Raw genomic sequence first — 20,196 nt, forward strand, 5'->3', positions numbered from 1 at the left:
TATGACCCTTATGATCCTGCACACCCGGAACGCGAGCCGGCGCAAGCACCTCGCCAAGGCCGCGGAGACCGCCCACGCGCTGGGGCACCGGGCGATCGTGGTCGTCGAGGAGCCCAGCTGGGAGCACGAGTACGTCGACGCGGTGTACTCCGCGCCCACCGGTGACCTCGAGGCGACCGTTGCCCGCTGCGTGGAGATAGCCAAGCAGGAGACCGAACCCATCACCGGTGTGATCGCGTTCGTCGAGCACAGCGTCCCGGCCGCGGCCGCGGTCGCCGCTGAGCTCGGTCTGCCGTACATCTCTCCCGAGACGGCCGAGAAGAGCCGCGACAAGCTGGCCATGCGCACCGCGTTCGAGAAGGTCGGCATCTCGCAGCCGCGCTTCGCGCTCGCTTCCTCGATCGAGGAGGCGCAGGAGGCCGCGCTGTCGATCAAGTACCCCCTCGTCATGAAGCCGATCATCGGCGGCGGCAGCATGTTCGTCCGCCGCGTCGACAACGCGGAAGAGCTCGCCGAGCACTTCGAGGAGATCCGCGCGGGCGCCTGGGCCGGCTTCGACTACGACCCGCTGTTCTTCCTCAAGTCGCAGTACTCCGAGGGCATCCTCCTGGAGGAGTTCCTCCGCGGCAACGAGATCAGCGTCGAGAGCTACGTCCAGAACGGCGAGACCACGGTCGTCGCCGTGCACGACAAGCCGGTCCCCATGGACGGCCCGTTCTTCGAAGAGACCTTCTACGCGACGCCCACCGTGCTGACGGGCGAGACGCTGGAGAAGGTCAAGAAGTTCACCATGCTGGCGCACGAGGGTCTCGGCATCGAGCAGGGCGCGACCCACACCGAGTTCCGCGTCTCCCCGGAGGGCGAGCCCTACATCCTGGAGACCGGTGCGCGCCTGGGCGGCGGCCCCGTGTACCAGAGCGTCCTGCTGTCGACCGGAATCGACATGGTCGAGGTCCTCACCAAGGTTTCGCTCGGCGAGGCCGTCGACGTCGTCGTGGACAGCGAGAACGTCCGCCACGTCGGCTTCTCCCTGCACTTCGGCGAGAAGCCCGGCGAGCTCGCCGCGGTGGAGGGCATCGAGACCCTGGAGGCCGACGAGACCGTCTCCGAGGTCATGATCTACACCCCGATCGGCCAGCTGATCGACGTTCCCCCGCGGGTCTGGCAGGCGCACGGCCACGTGATCTTCACGGCCGACTCCCGCGAGGGCGTCGTCCAGAAGCAGCGCGAGGTCAACGAGACCCTCCGCTTCCTGGTCAAGTAGAGCAAGCAGAGCAAGTAGAGCAATTCACGGCGACGTGAAGAGTGACGGGCATGCGGCCACGGCCACGGCGTTTCGCCGGGGCCGTGGCCGCACCTCCCCGATCACCGGCGCAGGGTCGCCCGTTGTGTGAAAGATTCGTTTACTGCGGAGGTTCGACGACGAATGCGGTGTGACGCCCTGTCCTTCGATCTGGACGGAACCGTCATCGACTACTCGGTGAGTTCGGTGCGAGCGCTCGAAGCGATCGGCGGACACAGGTCGGACCTGCGGCGGTGGTACGAACTGTCCGCCCCCTCGGAATCCGCGCTGGACCGGGGCCTGCTGTCGGTGGACGAGTTCGAGCCCGACAGGATCCGCCGGTTCCACGAAGTCTGCTACGGACGCCACCTGTCCGAATCCGAGCTGAGCGACCTCGTCGCCGTACGCCGCAGCACCGTACTGGAATCGGTGAGCCTTTTTCCCGACGCCGTCCGGTTGCTCCGGTCGATCGAGAAGGCCGGCATGAAGTGCATCGCCGTATCGAACTCGTTCGCGGGACTGCGTGACGACATCGTCGACCGGCTCGGCATAGCGAAATACTTTTCGCACGTGCGGTACTGCGGAGACGGCCTGCACCGCAAGCCCACCGCGGAGGCGTTCTCCGACGGGCTCGAGGCTCTCGGCACTCCGGCGGCGCGCGTCGTGCACATCGGCGACGAGTTCGACACCGATGTCGTGGGCGCCCGCAATGCCGGTCTGCGGGGCGTTCACATCAACCGTTCCGGTGGCACCTGCTCGCACACCGGAGTCTGCGTACCGTCGCTCGACGTCCCGCTGGAACGAATTGACGATGGATTCTTCGTGCAGTTCGGCGATATCTCAGAAGGAAGTGCCCGCAGTGAGCCCTGAAACCTCCTCCACCGTCTACCGCGGCGGTGACCCCGTCGCCGAGATGGTCCGCTCCGGTTTCGCCGAGAGCTTCCACCGCGGCTCCGTCGCGGTGGTCGACCCCACGGGCGCACTGGTCGCCTCGGTCGGCGACGCGGCCTCCCCGGTCTTCCCGCGCTCGGCCATCAAGCCGGTGCTGGCCGTGGCGATGCTGCGCGCCGGGTGGAAGCCCGCCAGCGCCGCCGAGTTGGCGATCGCGGCGGCCAGCCACCAGGGCGAGCCGATCCACGTCGAGCAGGTCGAGGCGGTCCTGTCGGGCGCCGGCCTGAACGAGAACGCCCTCCAGTGCCCGGCCGACCTGCCCGGCGACCCGGCCTCCCGCAACGCGGTCGTCGCCGCCGGAGGCACGGCGCGGCGCGCGTACATGGCCTGCTCGGGCAAGCACTCGGCGATGCTCGCCACCTGCGCCGCGAACGGCTGGGACATCGGGACCTACCGGGAGCCGGCCCACCCGCTGCAGCAGCTGCTGGCGGCGGTGATCGAGGAGCTCACCGGCGAGCCGATCGCGGCGACCGGCGTCGACGGGTGCGGCGTGCCGACCTTCGCGGTCGGCCTGACCGGCCTGGCCCGCGCGGCCTCGCGGCTCGTCGAAGCCGCGGAGGGAACCGAGGAGCGGGCGGTCGCCGACGCGATGCGCGCCCACCCGCGGCTGGTCGAGGGCACCGACCGGGTCGACGCACAGGCGATGGAGGCCATCCCGGGCCTGCTGTCGAAGCTGGGCGCCGAGGGCGTGCACCTGCTGGCCGCACCGGGGTTCGGGGCCGTGGCGGTGAAGATCGACGACGGCGCGGGCCGGGCCTCGATGCCGGTGGCGCTGCGCGCGTTCACCTCGCTCGGCCACCTGACGGTGCCCGAATCGGCCGAGCGCGCCGTGCAGGACCTGGTCTGTCCGCAAATGTGGGGCGGAGTCCTGCGCACGCTGGTGTAGTTGCTCACCTGCCCGCATACCGATCGGTCGAGTGAAATATCGTGGCCGTCAGCGGCGGCCTTCGACCGCGGTGTCGCCGGTGCGCGGGCGGGGGGTTCCCTCGTGCAGCCGGGTCGGCGCCGGTCCGTTCGGGTCAAGGTGTGCGGCGGTGGATCGCCCTGCGTTTCGTGCCCACCACTTTCCTGCCGTCAGACCCCCCTCACATGGGCCCTGGGCTCCATCCATTTTGAGAGGAACGAACCTGTGAGCGTTCGCCCCCACACGAGAGATCTCAGCGCCATCGCGGTGGAGGTCCGATGAGGTACCTGGTCCTCAACCGGACTCCGCTCACTGGAATGCGCTTCCAGGACTGGCTCGGCGCCGACAACGAAGCGGTCCTGCTGACCGACGCGGCGGCCGTCTCCCGCGACCCGCAGGAGCGTGCCGTCCAGCTCGCCGGGTACGCGCACGTAGAGGTGGTGGAGGACTACCACTTCAACCCCCTGGTGGAGAGCCAGGCCCTCGCGATGCACGAGAAGTGGGGCTTCGACGGCGTCGTCTCGCTGTCGGAGTTCGACCTCCTGCGGGCCGCGCGCCTGCGCGAGGCCTTCGCCGTGCCGGGGCAGGACGTCGCCAGCGCGACCGCCTTCCGCGACAAGCTCGTGATGAAGCGAATACTCACGGAGGCCGGCATTCCGGTCGCCCCGTACGCACCCGTGGCCAACCTCGCCGACCTGCTCGGATTCATCGACCGGGTCGGATACCCCGTGGTCGTCAAGCCCCGCACCGGTGGCGGCTCCATGGACGTCCACGTACTGGACGACCGGCTGGACGTCGACACCCTGCTCGCCGCCCACCGGGCCCTGGGCACCGACGACGGCGCGCACCTGCTCGCCGAGCAGTACGTCGAGCACGAACTGCTGCACGTGGACGGCATCGTCGTGGACGGCGAGACCCGGATGATGTGGCCCTCGACCCAGGGCGACAGCACCTGCCTGGACATCAAGCAGGGGCGCGCACTGCACAGCTGCATGCTGGACGCGGACGACCCGCTGTTCGAGCCGGCCCGGGACCTCACCCGCCGGGCCCTGGCCGCGCTGCCGACCCCGGAAACCTCCATGTTCCACGCCGAGATCTTCGTCGCCACCGACGGGAGCCTGGTCTTCAACGAGGTCGCCAGCCGGATGGGCGGCGGGATGATCGAGGACGTGGTGAAGCTGGGCTTCGGCGTCTTCCTGCTCGAGGTCTTCGTCCGCTGCATCGGCGGCAACGAGCCCCCCGCCCTGGCGGCGGCACCGGACCGGATCGCCGGCCTCGCGCTGTTCCCGCCGCGTCCCGGCACCCTCGTGGCGATTCCCGAGGAGTGCCCGGTGCCCGGCATCACCGCGTACCGCAAGCACGCCGAGCCGGGGACCGTCCTCGAACTCGCCCGGATGAGCGTGGAGAAGATCGGCTCCGTCCTCGCCACCGGCGGTTCGCGCGGCGAGGTCGAGAAGGCCCTGGCCGATGCCGGAGCCTGGTTCGACGGCGCCACGGTCATCCAGGACGAAGCCGCGGACTCCGCATCATGATCGAGACCCTGCGCAACGCCCGGCGCACGCCCGGCGTCCTGCTGCTGCTGATGGGCAACTTCGCCGTCGCGTTCGGCAGCAACATCGTGATCCCGTACCTCGCGGTCTACCTGACCAAGGAACAGCACCTCAGCCCGTTCGTGGTCGCCATGGCCATCACGGTGAAGTTCTGGTCCCAGCAGGGGCTGTCCATGCTGGGCGGCTGGATCGCCGACCGGGTCGGCCCGGTCAAGGCCATGAGCGGCGGCCTCCTGGTCAGGGCCCTGTCGTACCTGCTGCTCATCGCCGCCTCCGGCCCCGTACCGGTCGTGGCCGCGTGCGCGCTCCTGGGATTCGGCGGCGCGATCTACGTACCGGCCGGGAAGTCGGCGCTGGTGCGGCTGCTGGGAACGGGGGAGGAGCTCAGGACCGCGTTCGCCCTGCGCAGCACGGCGAACAACGTGGGCGCCGCCGTCGGCCCGCTGGCCGGCAGCCTCCTGCTGATCCTCGCCGACGCCCGGATCGGCTTCGTCATCACCAGCGCCACCTACGCGGTCCTCGCGGTCGTCCTGCTGCGCCTGCGCAAGCTGACGGACACCGAGGAACCGAAGGCCGCGGACACGGCGACGGCCACCGGCTCCGAAGGCGCGACCGCCTCGCTGAACCGCAAGAAGCTCGGCTGGGTGCTCGCGTGCGCCTTCGCCTTCGGGTTCTGCTACATCCAGCTCGAATACGCGCTCCCCGTCTTCACCGGCAGCGTGCAGAGCTCGTCCCTCGTCGGCGTCCTGTTCACCGTCAACGCCATTGCCGTGGTGCTGCTCCAGGTGCCCCTGAACCAGTACACCAGCAAGATCAGCAGCTCGGCGCTGGTCATCTGCGGCGCGCTCCTGGTGATGGCGGTCGGCTTCGCCGCCGCCTCGCTGGGATCGGTGGCCGGCCTGATCGTGTGCGTCCTGCTGTTCTCCGCCGGAGAGGTCCTGATCGACCCCCGGATCGACAGCGAGATCGCCACCACGGTCCCCGCGCACCGGCGCGGCATGGCCTTCGGCTTCGTCGGCACGGCGATCGCCGGCGGCGGCGCCTGCGCCAACGGCCTGGCCGCCTGGCTGGCCTCCGACCACGGAGCCCCGGGACGCCAGTTCTGGCTCCTGCTGGTCGCGGTGGCCGCCGGCTTCGCCGCGGTCCTCTACGTCGCCTCGCTGGCCCTGAAGCCGGCACGGGTGGCGGCGGAGCAGCCGGAGCTGGTGGGGAGTTCCACCGGGTCCTGAGCGGTTGCTGGAACTGGAACTGGAAGGGGTCGGACTCCGATGAGTCCGACCCCTTCCGCGTACCCGCGCCCGCTGTCAGCTGCTTCGGGGCGGGGTGAGCTTGTCGAGGTCCAGGCTGATCTCGAAGGGCACCGGGCGCTGGAGGGTGCCGCGGAAGATGCCGGCGGGCGTGTATGCGCGGGTGGGTTCGTCGAGCTCGTAGACGTGGACGACGGGCGCTCCGTCCTCGTCCTCGACGCACCAGTAGTGCGGGATGCCGGCCTCGGCGTACTTGCGCAGTTTGACGGTGTGGTCGCGGTGGGCGGATTCCGGGGACACGACCTCGACGACGAGTCGTACTTCTTCCGGTGCGAACCAGGTTCGGTCACCCTCGAATCCGGCCGTCGTCATCAACAGGTCCGGTTCGAGCCGGGTGTACTGGTCGAGCCTGATGGTCATATCGCGGCAGACCCTGGTGGTGGCCGGTGTCTGCTCCATGAGTGCGACCGTGAGCGTGGTGACGAGGTGGCCGTGCCGCCAACTCCGGGGCCACATCATGAAGACGAGGGCTCCGTCGATCAGCTCGGTGTGGCGCGGCGCTTCCGGGAGGCGGTCCAGATCCTCCGCGAACCAGCCTTCCGCGCGCGGCGGACGCATCCAGTCGGGCAGTTCGGTCATGAATCAACCCTAGTGCCGGGGCCCGGTGTTACCGGGCCGCCGCCGGGCCCCGGCGCAGGGCGTGGGCCGCCGGGAGGAGGGTGGAGAGCGCCGCCAGGAGGGCGCAGACGGTGGTGACCGCGGTCATCGGGAGCCAGGGGACCGCGATCGGGGCGTCCACGCCCAGGGTCGACAGGGCCGCGCCCATCGCGGTGAGGTTGAACGCGGTGACCGCCGTGCCCAGGAGGGCGCCGACCGCGGCCGCCAGGAGGGACTCGGCGGTGGTCACCGCGAGGACCTGGGTGCGGGTGGCTCCGGCCAGGCGGAGCAGGCGCAGCTCGCCGGACCGGTCCGAGGTGGCCATCAGGAGGGTGTTGGCCAGTGCGATCGCCGTGTAGAGCAGGGCGATGCCGAGGACCAGGACGAAGCCGAGGACGGTGAAGCGGTTCGTGCGGGGGTGGGTGTCCGCGATCCAGTCGGACGTGGTGCGCAGCGTCGCTCCGTGCCGTGATGCCGCCTCGCGGAGCGAAGCGGCGGCCGTCGGCGGGGCCTTGACCTCGATGCGGGAGACCTTCGCGCCGGGGGCGTTGCGCGGGGTGACGTAGGCGCCGTTGTCGCCCGTGCCCGTCTTCATGACGGCCACGACGCGCAGGTCGGTGCGGGTGCCGTCCGCCAGCCACAGGGGGACCCGGTCCCCGACCCGGTGCTGCCACCACTCCTCGGTGACGATGATGCCCCCGTCGTCCAGGTCCGCGACCGAGCCGGCCACCACCGGCAGCCTGGAGACCGCCGCCAGCGCCGCCGGGTCCACGGCCGAGGCCTGCGACCGGACCTTCACGAAGCCCTCTTCCAGGACCGTCAGGCTGGTGTCGGCCACGGCCAACGCCGTCGCGCCGGGGATCTCCGGGGACCGCGGCAGACGGTCGCCCGTCAGCACGTAGTCCGCCGCGGTGCGGGTGCGGGCCTCGACCGTCTTCGCCCCCGTGAGTGTGGCGGTCGCGCCCAGCAGCGAGCCGGTCAGCGCGACCATCACCAGGACCGGCGCCGCCACCGCCGCCGTCCGGCGGATCCCGGCCGAGGCGTTGGCCCGCACCAGCCGGCCCGCGTAGGAGGTCAGCCGGGAGGGGAGCCACATCAGCAGCCGGACGACGGGGCGTACGAGTACGGGAGCCAGCAGGCCGCAGGCCGAGATCAGCAGCATCGGCTGCCAGGTGTACGTCTTGCGCTTGAGGAGGTCGCCCGGGTCGGAGCCCAGCCGCCAGCAGGCGAAGGTCAGCGCGCACAGGAGCAGGCCGCCCCCGGCCGCCCACCGGCCCGGTGTCATGGGCCGCTCGTCCGTGGCGGCCTCGCGCAGCGCTTCCAGCGGACCGACCCGGCCGGCCCGCCGGGAGGCGGCACAGGCCCCCGAGAGCGCGACCAGCAGTCCCGTCCAGAACGCCGTGTGCAGCGGCCAGCTCTGATCCCCGATCACATACGAGGCCGGCGCCAGCCCCTGCGCCACGGTCCAGCGCGCCATCAGCGGCGCACCCGCCGCGCCCAGTACGCAGCCGGCCGCGGCCCCGGCCAGCCCCACGGCCGCCGCCTCCGCCATCACCAGCCGCCGCAGCTGCCCCGGCGTCGACCCCGCCAGCCGCAGCAGCCCCAGCTCCCGGCGCCGCTGCGCCACGGCGTACGAGAAGGTCGACGCGACCACGAACACCGAGACGAACGAGCTCACCCCGCCGGCCGTGCCCAGCAGCGAGACGAGGCCCACCACGTCCGCCCCCGGCGGCAGCGCCGCCGAAGCCGCCAGCCCCAGCCCCATGACCGTCATCAGCGCGACCCCGAGGGCCACCGCCACGAACGTGCCCACCTGTGTCATCCAGCGCCGCCGCAGCGACCTCAACGCGATCTTCAGCATGCGTCCCAGCCAACCGCCGCGGGCCCGCCCGGTCAGCGGGGCAGGGGCGAGCCCGGAAGGTAGGGCCAGCACTACCGCGCCGCGTCCGGCCGCCGCCTACCGTGGCCGCATGGCGCTCTCCCTCCTCGGCCCGCACCCGGCCCGGTACCTCCGTTCCGCCCGGCCGTGGCGGGCCGCCGGCTACCTGTTCACCGGCGCCGTCACCGGAGCCGCCGCCTGCGCCGCCCTGCTGCTGCTCGCCGTCGCCGGGACCGCGCTCGCCGTCGTCCTCGTAGGGCTGCCGCTGCTGGCCGCGCTCGCACTGGCCGGAGTCCCGTACGCGGCCCTCGAACGCCGCCGGCTGCGGATCCTCGACCCCGCCGCCGAGCCCCTGCCCGACCCGCACCGCGAACCGGACCGTACGGGGCCCACGGCCTGGGCCGGAACCCGCTTCCGCGAGCCGGCCACCTGGCGGGAGCTGGGCTACGCGGTCCTCGCCGCCACCGTGCTGTGGCCGCTGGAGCTCCTCGCCCTCGGCGGCGCGCTCCTCGTCCCCGCCGACCTCCTGGCCACCCCCGTCCTGCTCGCCCTCGACGGCGAACAGGCCAACCCCCTCAAGATCCATGGGATCACCACCTACCCGCCGGCCCTGCTGTGCGCCGCCGCCGGACTCCTGCTGCTGCCCCTCTTCCTCTACGGGATCGGGGTGCTCGCGGCGGCCCGCGCGGCCCTGGCCCGGCTGATGCTGGCCCCCGGCCAAGGCGACCTGGCCGTCAGGGTCACCGAACTGACCAGCTCCCGGGCCCGGCTGGCGGCCGCCTTCGACGCCGAGCGCCGGCGCATCGAACGGGACCTGCACGACGGAGCCCAGCAGCGGCTCGTCGCGCTCTCCATGAGCCTCGGCCTGGCCCGGCTCGACGCCCCGCCCGGCAGCCCGCTCGCGGCGCAACTCGCCCTCGCGCACACCGAGGCGGGCCAGGCGCTGACCTCGCTGCGCGAACTCATCCACGGCATCCATCCGCAGGTCCTCACCGACCGGGGACTGCCCGACGCCGTCGCCGATGTCGCCGACCGTTCGCCGATCCCCGTCGACACCGGCTTCGACCTTCCCGGCCGGCTGCCCGAACAGGCCGAGTCCGCCGGGTACTTCTTCGTCACCGAGGCCCTCGCCAACGCGGCCAGGCACAGCGGCGCCGGCCGGATCACCGTCACCGGCCGGCACGACGGCGCGCGCCTGGTGGTGGAGGTGGCGGACGACGGCCGCGGCGGCGCGGACGCGGCGCGCGGCAGCGGGCTGACCGGACTGGCCGACCGGGTGTCGGTCGTGGACGGCAGACTGACCCTGACCAGTCCTCCCGGAGGCCCGACCCTGCTGCGCGTGGAGATCCCTTGCATCCCGCTGGAACCGAAGGTCCCGTAGCCGCCGCCCCCGGCGGGCGCGGGCCGCTGCGCATCGTCCTCGCCGAGGACTCCGTCCTGCTCCGCGAGGGCCTCGTCGGCCTGCTCGCCCGCTTCGGCCACGAGACGGTGGCCGCCGTCGGCGATGCCGTGGAGCTCGAAGCGGCGGTCGCCGAGCACCGGCCGGACATCGTCGTCACCGACGTGCGGATGCCCCCGGACCACACCGACGAGGGGCTGCGTGCCGCCGTACGGCTGCGCGGGCTCCGGGCGGACCTGCCCGTCCTGGTCCTCTCCCAGTACGTACAGCGCTCGTACGCCGCCGAACTGCTCGACTCCGGGGACGGTACGGGCGTCGGGTACCTGCTCAAGGACCGGGTGGGGCAGGTCGAGGAGTTCGCCGATGCGGTCGCGCGGGTGGCGGCCGGCGGGACGGTGGTCGACCCCGAGGTCGTCCGGCAGCTCATCCGCCGCCGCCGCGATCCGCTGGAGCGCCTGACGGCCCGCGAGCGCGAGGTCCTCGCCCTGATCGCCGAGGGTCACTCGAACTCCGAGGTGTCCCGGCGGCTCACCGTCTCCGAGGCGGCGGTCGGCAAGCACATCGGGAACATCCTGATGAAGCTGGACCTGCCCCCGGCGCAGGAGTCCCACCGCCGGGTCCTCGCGGTCCTGGCCTATCTACGGGGCTGACGGGCGCGGCCCTTCGGAGCCCGCGGTCCCTCAGAGCCCGCGGACCGAGGCGATCGTGAAGGCGGTCGGGGCGTCGGCGCCGGGGGAGGGCAGCGGGCCGCCGTCCTTGTCGAACTGGGAGCGGACCACCAGGGTGCGGCCGGGGAGCTGGGCCAGCGTGGTCGGGATCTGCAGCGACGGGTCCGTGATCGTGTGGACCAGGCGGGCGCGGGTGCCGTCCGCCGAGAGCTGCCAGCGGCTCAGGGTGTTCTTCATGTTCTGGGCCGCGCGCAGGACGCCGCCGGGAGCGAGGTCGAGGCCGTCGGCGCTCTTCAGGTCGCCGCCGGTCAGGGCGACGCGGGAGATCGCGCCCGAACGCGGGTCGATGCGGTACAGCTCGCCCGCGGTCATGTCCACGGTGAGCAGGTAGCGGCCGGCCGGGTCGGCGGTGATGCCGTTGAGGCTGAAGCTGCCCGCCGGGGACGGGCTGAGCAGCCCGCTCAGGTCGTACGCGGGCAGCAGCGGGCCGGAGCCCGCGGCGAGCTGGTCCGGGGTGACCCGGTAGACCACCGCGCGGACGCTGTCGGTCAGGTACGCGGTGCCGTCCGGGGTGACGGCCAGGTCGTTGAGGAAGCGCGGGTCGCTCCCGGGTATCTCGAAGTGGGCCAGACGGGCCCCCGAGCGGGTGTCGTAGACCGAGACGCCCGAGGTGGAGTCGGTCACCCAGAGGCGGCCGTGCGCATCGACGCGCAGTCCGTTCGCGGTGTCGCGGCCGTCGGTGCCGGAGGGCAGGAAGACCTCCGCGGTGCGCCCGCCGGAGCGGGCCCGGTAGATGGTGCCGTCGGTGTACGAGCCCACGTAGACCGTGCCGGTGCGGGGGTCGGCGGCTATGCCCTCCGGGAAGACCTTCGCGCCGGGGAGGGTGAATGCGGTGGATATCCGCCCGTCCGAGGCCTGGGCGGCCGGGGCGGCGCCGAGGGTGAGGGCGATGGCCACGGTCAGCAGGGATGCGGGCAGGAGCTTCTTCGTCATCGAACTACGTCCTCTTCTGTCTGTGTGAACACGAAGGTATGTTAGAGCTCTAATGCATGCAAGGGCTTTAGTATCGGGGGATGACCTCCATGCCCGCCGAGGAGCGCATCGGCTCCCACATCAAGCGCGCCGAGCAGGCGCTCCTCGGGGCCAAGAACGCGGCGGTGAAGCCGGCCGCAGTAACGGTTCCGCAGTACGCCGCGCTGCTCTGGCTCTCCGAGAAGCCCGGGATCTCCGCCGCCACGCTCGCGCGCCTGTGCGGGGTGACTCCGCCGACCATGAACACCGTGCTGAAGAACCTCCTGGAGCGCGGGCTCATCGAGCGGACCCCGCACGAACTGCACCGCAACGTCCTGGAGACCCGGCTCACCGAGGAGGGCCGCTCCGTGATGGAGGTCGCCGACGCGGGGGCCGTGGCGGTGGAGCGCCGGCTCGCCGCCGAGTTCACCGGGGAGGAACGGGAGTTGCTGATCCAGCTGCTGGGGCGGTGCGCGCAGGCGCTCGACGCCCTGAGGTAGTCGGGAGTGTTCAGGTTCCGTAGGACCTGCGTTCCGTCGATGTTTTTACGCTGTTTTGGAACTTCCCCGGGGATACACACATCAGGACTAAGGGGATCCCAGTCCGTTCTGTCCCACTGGGGGGCAGTCATGACCGTTCGGAGCCAAGTTCGTGCACCAGGACCCGCAGCGCCCGCGGACCGATGACCAGCCGTACCCGTCCTACCCGCCGGGTGGGCACATACCCGGGCCTCCCGGACCTCCGGTGCCTCCCGGGCCTCCCGTGCCCCCCGAGTCGTACGAACCTCCGCGCGGGCCGGGCCGCAAGCGCTCCCGCCGCGCGATGTGGATCGGCGGGGCCACGGCCCTGGCGCTCCTCCTCGGCGGCGGCGGTTTCGCCGCCTGGAAGCTGGACTGGTTCTCCGGCAACGGCTCCACGGTGAGCTTCGGCAAGCCCCCGCCCGCCGCGGGCACTCAGGGCGGGGAGGGCGGGCAGCAGACCCCGGGCGAGTCCCCGAAGAGCTCGCCCACGCCGAGCGGCGACCCCGACGTACAGCTCGCGACGGGCCCGGCGGCCACCTTCAAGCAGACCGCCAAGCTCGACGACGGCACGATCATCGCCAAGACCCGCCTCGCGGGCGCCAAGTCCGGCTTCGAGGGCGACGTCTGGGTGTGGACGCCCAAGGAGTACGACGACCCGAAGTACGCCAAGAGCGGCTTCCCGGTCCTCATCGCCCTTCCCGGCGGCAACGGCTACCCGGCCAACTACTGGTCCGACCGCAGCCTCGGCCTCCAGAAGGCCATCAGCGAAGGCGTCCAGGCCGGTACGAGCCTGCCGTTCATCGTGATCATGCCGGTGCTCAACCCGGACGCGAAGTACTACTACGACGGCTCCGACATCCCCGGCCAGGCCAAGATGGGCACCTGGATCTCCGAGGACATCCCGGACTTCACCCGCGCCAACTTCCGTACGTACAAGTCCCGCGACGGCTGGGCCTTCATGGGCTCCTCCTCCGGCGCCTTCGTCGGCATGAAGCAGGTCCTCCAGCACCCGGACAAGTTCAAGGCCGTGATCGCCAGTGGCGGTGAGCTCGTTCCCGACTCCCCGCTCTGGAAGGGCCACCAGGCGGAGATGGACGCGAACAACCCCGAGAAGCTCGCGCAGAAGCTGATCGACAGCAACGGCCCGGAGGTCTACATCAACTTCCAGGTCGGCACCAAGGAGTCCGGCAAGCCCTCGATGCTGAAGTTCCAGCAGACGTACGGCAAGGGCCCGGTCAAGATGACCATCCGCGACATCCAGAACGGCGAGCACAACGGCTGGCACTACGTGCGCGGCATGAAGGAAGGCTCGCTGGAGTGGATCAGCAAGGTGCTGAAGGGCCCCAAGCCCGAGGCCGGCTGACCCGGCCCGCGCATCCCGCCGCTCACCCCCCGCCCGTCCCGCTCCTCACTCCCCGCCCGTCCCGCTCCTCACTCCCCGCCCATCCCGCTCCTCACCCCCCGCCCCGCGATCGGACGCACCCGCGCGGGGGAGCGGCGGCGCGCCCCGCAGACGGCGGGGGCGGCGCGCGGTGCCTCCGGTGGACGTGGCCCTCGCCACGTCCACCGGTCCCAGGCAACCCATCCGGTCGTTAATACCTCTGTTATGGATGTAAGGGGGACCAATCGGTCCGACCCGCGCTCCTCCGGGGGCGCCGGAGCAGGAACGGAAGCAATCCGTGCACCAAGACCAGCAGGGTGACAGCGGCGCCACGACCGAGGCGGCCACCACGGGAGGGGGCCGTCGCCCGGGGCGCCGCTTGCGGCTGATCCTGATCAGCGGCGGGCTGGGGCTGACCCTCGCAGCCGGCGGCGGGGCGGCCGCGTACAAATACGGGCTCTTCTCGGACATAGGCGGTCCCACCTCCTTCGGGAAGTCCCAGACGGCCGCCTCCTCCACCGCCGACGTACGGCCCGGCGTGTCCATGCCGACCGGGCCGAAGGCCGATTTCGTCCTCACCTCGCGCCTCCCGGACGGCACCCGGATCGCCCAGACCACCGTGACCGGCAAGAAGTCCGGGTTCACGGGCGACGTGTGGGTGTGGGTGCCGAAGGAGTACGACGACCCGGCGTACGCGGACAGCGCCTTCCCGGTGCTGGTCTCGCTCCCCGGCGGCCGCGGCTACCCCAAGAACTACTGGGGCACCGGCCCCGGGCTCGGCCTCCAGCAGGTGGTGAGCGACGGGGTGAAGGCCGGTACGAGCCTGCCCTTCATCCTCGTCATGCCGGTGATCAACGCCGACACCAAGCACCACTACGACGGCTCCGACATCCCGGGCCAGCCCAAGATGGGCACCTGGATGGCCGAGGACATCCCGGATTTCACGAAGGCCAATTTCCGCACCTTCACCTCCCGCGACGGATGGGCCTTCATGGGCTCCTCCTCGGGCGGTTTCGGAGCCCTCAAGCACGTCCTGAAGTACCCCGACCGCTTCAAGGCGGTCATCGCGAGCGGAGTGGACATCGTCCCCGACTCCCCGCTGTGGAAGGGGAACACGCAGGCCATGGACGAGAACAACCCCGAGAAGCTGGCCGCGAAGCTGATCGCGGCGGGCGGTCCGGACGTCTACATCAGCTTCCAGATCGGCACCAAGGAGACCGGCCGGGAGAAGGCCGAGAAGTTCATGCGCGAGTACGGCAAGGGCCCTGTGCACACCCGGCTCCAGGTGATCCAGGATGGTGAGCACAACGGAAAGACGTACGTACAAGGCATGAGGGAGGGCTCCCTGGAGTGGATCAGCAAGGTGATGTCGGCGCCCACGCCCGCGAAGAAGCCCGCGACGGGGACGAAGCCCACGGCAGGGGCGAGCCCGGAGCAGGCCCGGGGCGCCCGCTTGAACGACGCCTCCGGGCGATGAGCCCCGGGGTCAAGGGGATCGCGGCCGTCGCGGGGATCAGCGCGGTGCTCGCGGTGGTGTTCGTGAAGACCTCCGGAGGCTACGAGGACCGGCACGTGCTCCCGTTCCCCACCGTCGGGGTGCTCATGGCCAACGGTGAGCACTGGTGCACGGCCAGCGTCGTCGACAGCCCGCAGGGCAACGTCGTCGCCACCGCCGCGCACTGCGTGGCCCCCGCCGGCGAGGACGGGCAGCCGGGCGAGGTCGCGCACGACGGGCTGGCCATCGGCGAGCTGGCCTTCGCCCCCGCGTTCACCGGGGAGGGCGCCGGGAAGCAGCCCCTGGGGGTGTGGAAGGTGCGCTCCGTCCACGTGGACGACCGCTGGACGAAGTGGGGCGACGACACCGCCGACTTCGCCTTCCTCACGGTGGCACCCGACGCGGACGGGCGCAGCGTCCAGGACGTCGTCGGGCGCGACGAGGCCGCGAAGCCCGCCTGGACCTCCGGCTACGACCGGGAGGTGACGGTGGTCGGCTACCCCGAGGCCACGCACAACCCGCAGAACAAGCCCGTCGCCTGTACGACGCAGAGCCGCCACGACGAGGACGACCCGGCGATGCTGTACATCAACTGCTCCGGGTTCTGGACCGGGACCAGCGGCAGCCCCTGGATCGCCGACCGGGTCGGCGCGGGGCGGCCGGGGGAGCTGATCGGGGTGCTGAGCGGCGGGGACACGGACGTGGACTCGACGGCGGCCCTGTTCGACCGCCGCGCCAAGGCGCTGTACGAGCGGGCGGCCAAGGGCTGAGGGCCCGACGGGCGCCGTTCAGCCGCTACGCCGCTCCGTGCTGACGATCACGCACACGGCGGCCACCACGATCGCGCCGCCGAGCAGGATCGGCCAGGTCAGAGCCTCGTCGAGGATGAGCCAACCCAGCGCGACGGCGACCACCGGATTCACATAGGCGTACGTGGCCACGAGCGAGAGCGGAGCAGCCCGCAGGAGCCACACGTACGCGGTGAACCCGACGAGCGAGCCGATCAGGACGAGGTAGGCCAGCGCCAGCCAGGAGGCGGTGGAGTACGAGCCGATGTCCAGGCCGTGCTGCTCGCCGCGCAGCAGCCCGACGAGGATCTGGCCGGCCCCGCCCGCGAGCATCTGGTAGGCGCTGCCGGTGAAGGGATCGGCGGGCAGGGTCAGCTTCGCGGCCGAGAACGAGCCCAGCGACCACAGGACCGAGCCCCCGAGTACCAGGAGCACCCCGCCGATCCTGATCTCGCCGCCGCTCCCCGGGCTGGTCAGGACGGCGAGGCCGACGAGGCCCAGCAGCACCCCGGCCAGGGTGCGGGGCGAGGGGCGGTCGCCGGAGCCGGCGCGCAGCAGGACCAGCCACATCGGGACGGCGGCCACGAGCAGGGCGGCGAGGCCGGAGGGCACCGAGGTCTCCGCGAGGACCACGAGGCCGTTGCCGCCGAGGACCAGGAGCAGTCCGACCAGGACGGCGGAGCCGAGCTGGGCGCGGGTGACCTTGAGGGCGGCGGGGCCGTGGCGCCAGGCGACGAGGGCGGCGAGGAGGGCTCCCGCGGCGATGAAGCGGACGCCGGCGGAGAGGAAGGGCGGCATGGTCTCGACGACGACCCGGATGCCGAGGTAGGTCGAGCCCCAGACCACGTAGACGAGGCCGAGGGCGATCCAGACACGGGCCGTTGAGGTGGGCATGATCGGAGCCTATGTCGGTGGACAGTGCAACCATCGTCCATTCCGGGGAATGGACGGCCGGTCAGCCCGCGGCCAGCCCCGACTTGGCTCCCGCGCCGCACAGGGGGAGCACCGCGGTGCGGTCCTGGAGGGGGTGGTCGGGGGCGGTCGGGCCCACCGCGGCCCAGCACGCCGCGGCCGTGGGTTCCACGAAGAGCCCGCGGCGGGCCAGGTCGAGCTGGGCCGCGCGGATCCGCTCGTCCGGGACGGTCAGGAAGGTGCCGCCGGACTTGCGGACGGCCGCCAGGATCTGCCGGGCCCGCGGCGGCGCCGGGATGGCGATGCCCTCGGCCAGGGTGGGCAGCTGGGGCACGGGCTCCGCGTCCTCGGCGCCCGCGTGGAAGGCCGAGGCCAGCGGGGCCACCGCTTCGGACTGGACGGCGATCAGGGCCGGCGGGCGCACCCCGCGGCGGGCCAGCTCCTCCACCGCCAGCGCGGCCCCGAGCAGCAGGGTGCCGTTGCCGACGGGGACCACGAGCACCTCGGGCAGGTGCCCGCCGAGCGCCTCCCACACCTCGTACACGTAGGTCTTCGTGCCGTGCAGGAAGTACGGGTTGAAGACGTGGCTGGCGTAGAAGACCCCGGGGAGGTCGGCCTCGGCGCGGGCGGCGGCCGCCGCGGCCTCGCGCCCGCCCGGGACCACCCGTACCGCCGCGCCGTGCGCGCGCATCTGCTCCGTCTTCTTCTGCGAGGTGCCCTCCGGCACGAAGACCTCGCAGCGCAGGCCGGCCCGCGCGCAGTACGCCGCGAAGGCGGTCCCCGCGTTCCCGCTGCTGTCCGCGACCACCCGCTCCGGCCCCAGCCGCCGTGCGAGCTCCGCGAGCATCACCGCGCCCCGGTCCTTGAAGGACAGCGTCGGCATCAGGAAGTCGAGCTTGGCGTGCACCCGCTCCGCCAGCGGCACCAGCGGGGTGTTCCCCTCGGCCAGCGTCACGCCGAACGCCCCGGTCAGCGGCAGCGCGGAGCCGTAGCGCCAGAGCGAATTGGGGCCGGCCGCCGGTTCCAGGGGGGCGGCCGGATCGGGGGTGAAGTCGAGGTCCCACGGGCCGTCGCACACCGGGCAGCACCAGGGCGCGGTGCGCGCGTCCGAGCGCGTTCCGTCTTCGGGGCAGAGGTAGCCGGGCAGGCCGTGCGTCATGGGAGGAGTCCCCTTGCTCGATCGCGGCCGCCCCGGGAGACGGATGCGGCGCCGGGCTACGGATGTTACGCGTCCGGGGATCTGACGAGGGGTCGGCCTTTCCGCAGGAACGCCCTCCGCTTACTATTCGCGCATTCGTTCGCGCGTACGCCGAAGCGAACACTTCCGTCGCCGCCACCGCCATGCCTGATGGAGCCCCGCACCCCGTGAGCACCCCGCCGCCGCCCCACCACTGGCCCGCGCCGCCGCCCCCGCCGCCCTACGGATACGGTCCGCCCGCGCTCAACGGCTTCGCGCTCGCCTCGCTGCTCGTCGGGCTGCTCTGCTTCCCGCCGCTGGGCATCGTCTTCGGGATCGTGGCCCTCGTACAGATCGCGAAGAAGGGCGAGCGCGGCAAGGTGCTCGCCGTCTGCGGTCTGGCCGTGTCGGTGGCGATGACCCTGGTCGTGGTCCTCGTCGCGGAACGGGTCGTGAGCCCCCTCTTCGACCGGGTCCGGGCATCGGACGTGCTGGAGCCCTACGAGGACGTCGAGGGCGAGCTGGTCGACATGTCGGAGCTGCGCACCGGAGACTGCTTCAACACGCCCGGCGGGGACCTGCTGGACGAGGCCCATTTCGCGTACAGGATCGCCTGTACGGAGGTCCACGACGCGGAGGTCACCTCCGCTACCCCGATGAGCGAACCGCGCTTCCCGGGAGTGGAGCAGCTGAAGCAGTCGGCGACGGAGCAGTGCTGGCGCGCCCAGGACTCGTACGCGATGGACACCTGGGCGCTGCCCCCGTACGCCGGGATGTACTACTTCGCCCCCTCGCGCGACAGCTGGGCGGACGGCGACCGGCGGGTGGTCTGCGTGATCGGCACGTCCGAGCAGGAGCACAAGGGCAGCCTGCGCAAGGACGCCGGGATGCTGACCCCGGAGCAGGTGGCCTTCCTGCACGCGGCGAACGAGGTGGACCAGGTGCTGGGCCGCTCGCCCGGGGTGGACGTGGCCGACGCGCTCGGGCAGTACCGGTCGTGGGCGCGGGACGTGGAGCGGGCCCTGGCCGGGGAGTCGCGGGTGCTGGACGAGGCGAAGGGGCGGCCGCAGACGGCCGGGCCGGCCGGAGTGCAGAAGGAGCGGGTCGAGGCGGCGCGCAAGCAGTGGCTGAAGGCGGCCGCCGCGAAGGACCCGCAGGAGTTCGGCTCCGCGTGGGACCGGGCGGTCGCCGAGATGCCCTTCGGTCCGGAGAAGGTGCTGCGGGGGGCGTACGGGCTGTCGACGACGGTTCCCGAGTGGCTGGACGACTCCGAGGGCGGCGGGGCGGACGGATCGGATGGATCGGATGGGTCGGGCGGGCCGGGCCCGGGGCCGACCGTGGAAGCCGCATGATCGTATTGCGGGGTATTGAGGGGTAACGCGCGGTAAGGGGTTTGAGTGACCTGGCTTCATCACTTCGGGTGAAACTCTGGCCCTTGCTTGCGGTGTACAACCGTCGGTTGCCAGGGTGTAGCTGTCTGTCAACCTGATGGGAGTGACCAGTGACATTCGGCGAGCAGCCGGCCTATCTGCGCGTCGCCGGGGATCTGCGACAGAAGATCGTCGATGGGTCCCTGCCTCCGCACGCCCGGCTCCCTTCACAGGCCCGGATCCGCGAGGAGTACGGGGTCTCCGACACCGTGGCCCTGGAGGCGCGCAAGGTCCTCATGGCGGAAGGCCTGGTCGAAGGCCGGTCCGGGTCCGGTACGTACGTACGCGAGCAGCCCGTCCCCCGCCGGGTGGCCCGCTCCGGCTACCGCGCGGGCGGAGCCTCGACCCCGTTCCGGCAGGAGCAGGCGGAGGCGGGCGCGCGCGGCACCTGGGAATCGAACAGCGAGCAGGTCGAGGCCACGGCGGACATCGCCAAGAGGCTCGGCATCGAACCGGGCGAGCGGGTGATGCGCACGCGGTACGTCTTCCGCGACGCGGGGGAGACGATGATGCTGTCCACCTCCTGGGAGCCGCTGACCGTCACGGGCCGCTCGCCGGTGATGCTGCCGGAGGAAGGGCCGCTCGGGGGCGCCGGGGTCGTCGACCGGATGGCCGCCATCGACGTGGTCGTGGACAACGTGGTGGAGGAGGTCGGCGCACGACCCGGGCTGGCAGAGGAGAACCTGCTGCTCGGCGGGGTGCCGGGCCATGTGGTGCTGGTGATCGGGCGCACGTACTTCGCCTCAGGCCGGGCCGTCGAGACCGCCGACGTGGTGGTCCCGGCCGACCGGTACCGGCTGTCCTACCACCTGCCGGTCCGCTGAGCCGATTTCAGCCCCGCCGGCGATTGAGGCGCGGGGGTCCGGGGGCAGGCCCCCCGGGAACGGCGCCGCACCGGAACGCGGACAGGGGGTAGCGGGGGGTGTAACCCGGCCGTGATGCGG

The 20,196-nt window shown here is 71.9% G+C and carries 18 protein-coding genes; 13 read left to right on the top strand and 5 right to left on the bottom strand.

Annotation, left to right across the window (positions count from 1 at the left end):
- Position 1: 1 nt before the first annotated feature.
- The 5 genes from OHU74_RS23455 (at position 2) to OHU74_RS23475 (ending at position 5,916) form a co-directional block, all read left to right on the top strand.
- Positions 2–1,264 (top strand): ATP-grasp domain-containing protein, encoded by a 1,263-nt coding sequence (locus OHU74_RS23455; protein ID WP_371617714.1) that lies wholly within the window; start codon positions 2–4, stop codon positions 1,262–1,264.
- 162 nt (positions 1,265–1,426) lie between these two features.
- A complete protein-coding gene (locus tag OHU74_RS23460; RefSeq protein WP_371617715.1) occupies positions 1,427–2,152 on the top strand; it encodes an HAD family hydrolase in 726 nt (241 codons plus the stop codon).
- Positions 2,142–3,119: an asparaginase gene (locus tag OHU74_RS23465; RefSeq protein WP_371617716.1), complete on the top strand. Its 978-nt coding sequence runs from the start codon at positions 2,142–2,144 to the stop codon at positions 3,117–3,119. The genes OHU74_RS23460 and OHU74_RS23465 overlap by 11 nt, the downstream gene beginning before the upstream one ends.
- Before the next feature lie 296 nt (positions 3,120–3,415).
- Complete coding sequence (locus OHU74_RS23470) at positions 3,416–4,669, top strand: ATP-grasp domain-containing protein (protein ID WP_371617717.1); 1,254 nt, start codon at positions 3,416–3,418, stop codon at positions 4,667–4,669.
- Positions 4,666–5,916 (top strand): MFS transporter, encoded by a 1,251-nt coding sequence (locus OHU74_RS23475; protein WP_371617718.1) that lies wholly within the window; start codon positions 4,666–4,668, stop codon positions 5,914–5,916. Before OHU74_RS23470 ends, OHU74_RS23475 begins: the two co-directional genes overlap by 4 nt.
- Positions 5,917–5,991: 75 nt before the next feature.
- Here OHU74_RS23475 and OHU74_RS23480 read toward each other — a convergent pair whose 3' ends face one another.
- Positions 5,992–6,573 carry a Uma2 family endonuclease gene (locus OHU74_RS23480; protein ID WP_371617719.1) on the bottom strand — a complete coding sequence of 194 codons (582 nt, stop codon included), beginning with the start codon at positions 6,571–6,573 and terminating at the stop codon, positions 5,992–5,994.
- Between the two features lie 28 nt (positions 6,574–6,601).
- Positions 6,602–8,452: an FtsX-like permease family protein gene (locus OHU74_RS23485; protein WP_371617720.1), complete on the bottom strand. Its 1,851-nt coding sequence runs from the start codon at positions 8,450–8,452 to the stop codon at positions 6,602–6,604.
- 109 nt (positions 8,453–8,561) lie between these two features.
- Here OHU74_RS23485 and OHU74_RS23490 point away from each other — a divergent pair, with 109 nt between their 5' ends.
- On the top strand, positions 8,562–9,851 hold the full coding sequence (locus OHU74_RS23490) for a sensor domain-containing protein (protein WP_371617721.1): 1,290 nt from the start codon (positions 8,562–8,564) through the stop codon (positions 9,849–9,851).
- 26 nt (positions 9,852–9,877) lie between these two features.
- Positions 9,878–10,519 carry a response regulator gene (locus OHU74_RS23495; protein WP_371619778.1) on the top strand — a complete coding sequence of 214 codons (642 nt, stop codon included), beginning with the start codon at positions 9,878–9,880 and terminating at the stop codon, positions 10,517–10,519.
- Between the two features lie 30 nt (positions 10,520–10,549).
- Here OHU74_RS23495 and OHU74_RS23500 read toward each other — a convergent pair whose 3' ends face one another.
- Positions 10,550–11,530 carry an SMP-30/gluconolactonase/LRE family protein gene (locus OHU74_RS23500; protein WP_371617722.1) on the bottom strand — a complete coding sequence of 327 codons (981 nt, stop codon included), beginning with the start codon at positions 11,528–11,530 and terminating at the stop codon, positions 10,550–10,552.
- A gap of 80 nt (positions 11,531–11,610) precedes the next feature.
- On the opposite strand from OHU74_RS23500, the gene OHU74_RS23505 reads away from it, so the two are divergent.
- The 4 genes from OHU74_RS23505 to OHU74_RS23520 all read left to right on the top strand — a co-directional run bounded on the left by OHU74_RS23505 (position 11,611) and on the right by OHU74_RS23520 (position 15,715).
- On the top strand, positions 11,611–12,048 hold the full coding sequence (locus OHU74_RS23505) for a MarR family transcriptional regulator (RefSeq protein WP_330298363.1): 438 nt from the start codon (positions 11,611–11,613) through the stop codon (positions 12,046–12,048).
- A gap of 262 nt (positions 12,049–12,310) precedes the next feature.
- Positions 12,311–13,432 (top strand): alpha/beta hydrolase, encoded by a 1,122-nt coding sequence (locus OHU74_RS23510; RefSeq protein ID WP_371617723.1) that lies wholly within the window; start codon positions 12,311–12,313, stop codon positions 13,430–13,432.
- A 316-nt stretch (positions 13,433–13,748) separates the two neighbouring features.
- On the top strand, positions 13,749–14,927 hold the full coding sequence (locus OHU74_RS23515; RefSeq protein ID WP_371617724.1) for an alpha/beta hydrolase: 1,179 nt from the start codon (positions 13,749–13,751) through the stop codon (positions 14,925–14,927).
- On the top strand, positions 14,924–15,715 hold the full coding sequence (locus OHU74_RS23520) for a serine protease (RefSeq protein WP_371617725.1): 792 nt from the start codon (positions 14,924–14,926) through the stop codon (positions 15,713–15,715). Before OHU74_RS23515 ends, OHU74_RS23520 begins: the two co-directional genes overlap by 4 nt.
- Positions 15,716–15,733: 18 nt before the next feature.
- On the opposite strand, the gene OHU74_RS23525 is transcribed toward OHU74_RS23520, so the two are convergent.
- Positions 15,734–16,627: an EamA family transporter gene (locus tag OHU74_RS23525; protein ID WP_371617726.1), complete on the bottom strand. Its 894-nt coding sequence runs from the start codon at positions 16,625–16,627 to the stop codon at positions 15,734–15,736.
- 61 nt (positions 16,628–16,688) lie between these two features.
- Positions 16,689–17,804 (bottom strand): pyridoxal-phosphate dependent enzyme, encoded by a 1,116-nt coding sequence (locus tag OHU74_RS23530; protein ID WP_371617727.1) that lies wholly within the window; start codon positions 17,802–17,804, stop codon positions 16,689–16,691.
- Positions 17,805–18,010: 206 nt separating this feature from the next.
- Here OHU74_RS23530 and OHU74_RS23535 point away from each other — a divergent pair, with 206 nt between their 5' ends.
- Together OHU74_RS23535 and OHU74_RS23540 are read left to right on the top strand one after the other, a co-directional pair.
- A complete protein-coding gene (locus OHU74_RS23535) occupies positions 18,011–19,174 on the top strand; it encodes a DUF4190 domain-containing protein (RefSeq protein ID WP_371617728.1) in 1,164 nt (387 codons plus the stop codon).
- 149 nt (positions 19,175–19,323) lie between these two features.
- Positions 19,324–20,076 carry a GntR family transcriptional regulator gene (locus OHU74_RS23540; RefSeq protein ID WP_371617729.1) on the top strand — a complete coding sequence of 251 codons (753 nt, stop codon included), beginning with the start codon at positions 19,324–19,326 and terminating at the stop codon, positions 20,074–20,076.
- Positions 20,077–20,196 lie beyond the last annotated feature (120 nt).

This window comes from Streptomyces sp. NBC_00454, assembly GCF_041434015.1.
Taxonomy (GTDB): domain Bacteria; phylum Actinomycetota; class Actinomycetes; order Streptomycetales; family Streptomycetaceae; genus Streptomyces.

Excerpts from the sequence above, each read along its gene's own strand:
- OHU74_RS23480 (WP_371617719.1), bottom strand. The coding sequence starts at position 6,573 with ATGACCGAACTGCCCGACTGGATGCGTCCGCCGCGCGCGGAAGGCTGG.
- OHU74_RS23475 (WP_371617718.1), top strand. The coding sequence starts at position 4,666 with ATGATCGAGACCCTGCGCAACGCCCGGCGCACGCCCGGCGTCCTGCTG.
- OHU74_RS23490 (WP_371617721.1), top strand. The coding sequence starts at position 8,562 with ATGGCGCTCTCCCTCCTCGGCCCGCACCCGGCCCGGTACCTCCGTTCC.
- OHU74_RS23455 (WP_371617714.1), top strand. The coding sequence starts at position 2 with ATGACCCTTATGATCCTGCACACCCGGAACGCGAGCCGGCGCAAGCAC.
- OHU74_RS23460 (WP_371617715.1), top strand. The coding sequence starts at position 1,427 with ATGCGGTGTGACGCCCTGTCCTTCGATCTGGACGGAACCGTCATCGAC.
- OHU74_RS23485 (WP_371617720.1), bottom strand. The coding sequence starts at position 8,452 with ATGCTGAAGATCGCGTTGAGGTCGCTGCGGCGGCGCTGGATGACACAG.
- OHU74_RS23470 (WP_371617717.1), top strand. The coding sequence starts at position 3,416 with ATGAGGTACCTGGTCCTCAACCGGACTCCGCTCACTGGAATGCGCTTC.
- OHU74_RS23525 (WP_371617726.1), bottom strand. The coding sequence starts at position 16,627 with ATGCCCACCTCAACGGCCCGTGTCTGGATCGCCCTCGGCCTCGTCTAC.
- OHU74_RS23530 (WP_371617727.1), bottom strand. The coding sequence starts at position 17,804 with ATGACGCACGGCCTGCCCGGCTACCTCTGCCCCGAAGACGGAACGCGC.
- OHU74_RS23500 (WP_371617722.1), bottom strand. The coding sequence starts at position 11,530 with ATGACGAAGAAGCTCCTGCCCGCATCCCTGCTGACCGTGGCCATCGCC.
- OHU74_RS23520 (WP_371617725.1), top strand. The coding sequence starts at position 14,924 with ATGAGCCCCGGGGTCAAGGGGATCGCGGCCGTCGCGGGGATCAGCGCG.
- OHU74_RS23505 (WP_330298363.1), top strand. The coding sequence starts at position 11,611 with ATGACCTCCATGCCCGCCGAGGAGCGCATCGGCTCCCACATCAAGCGC.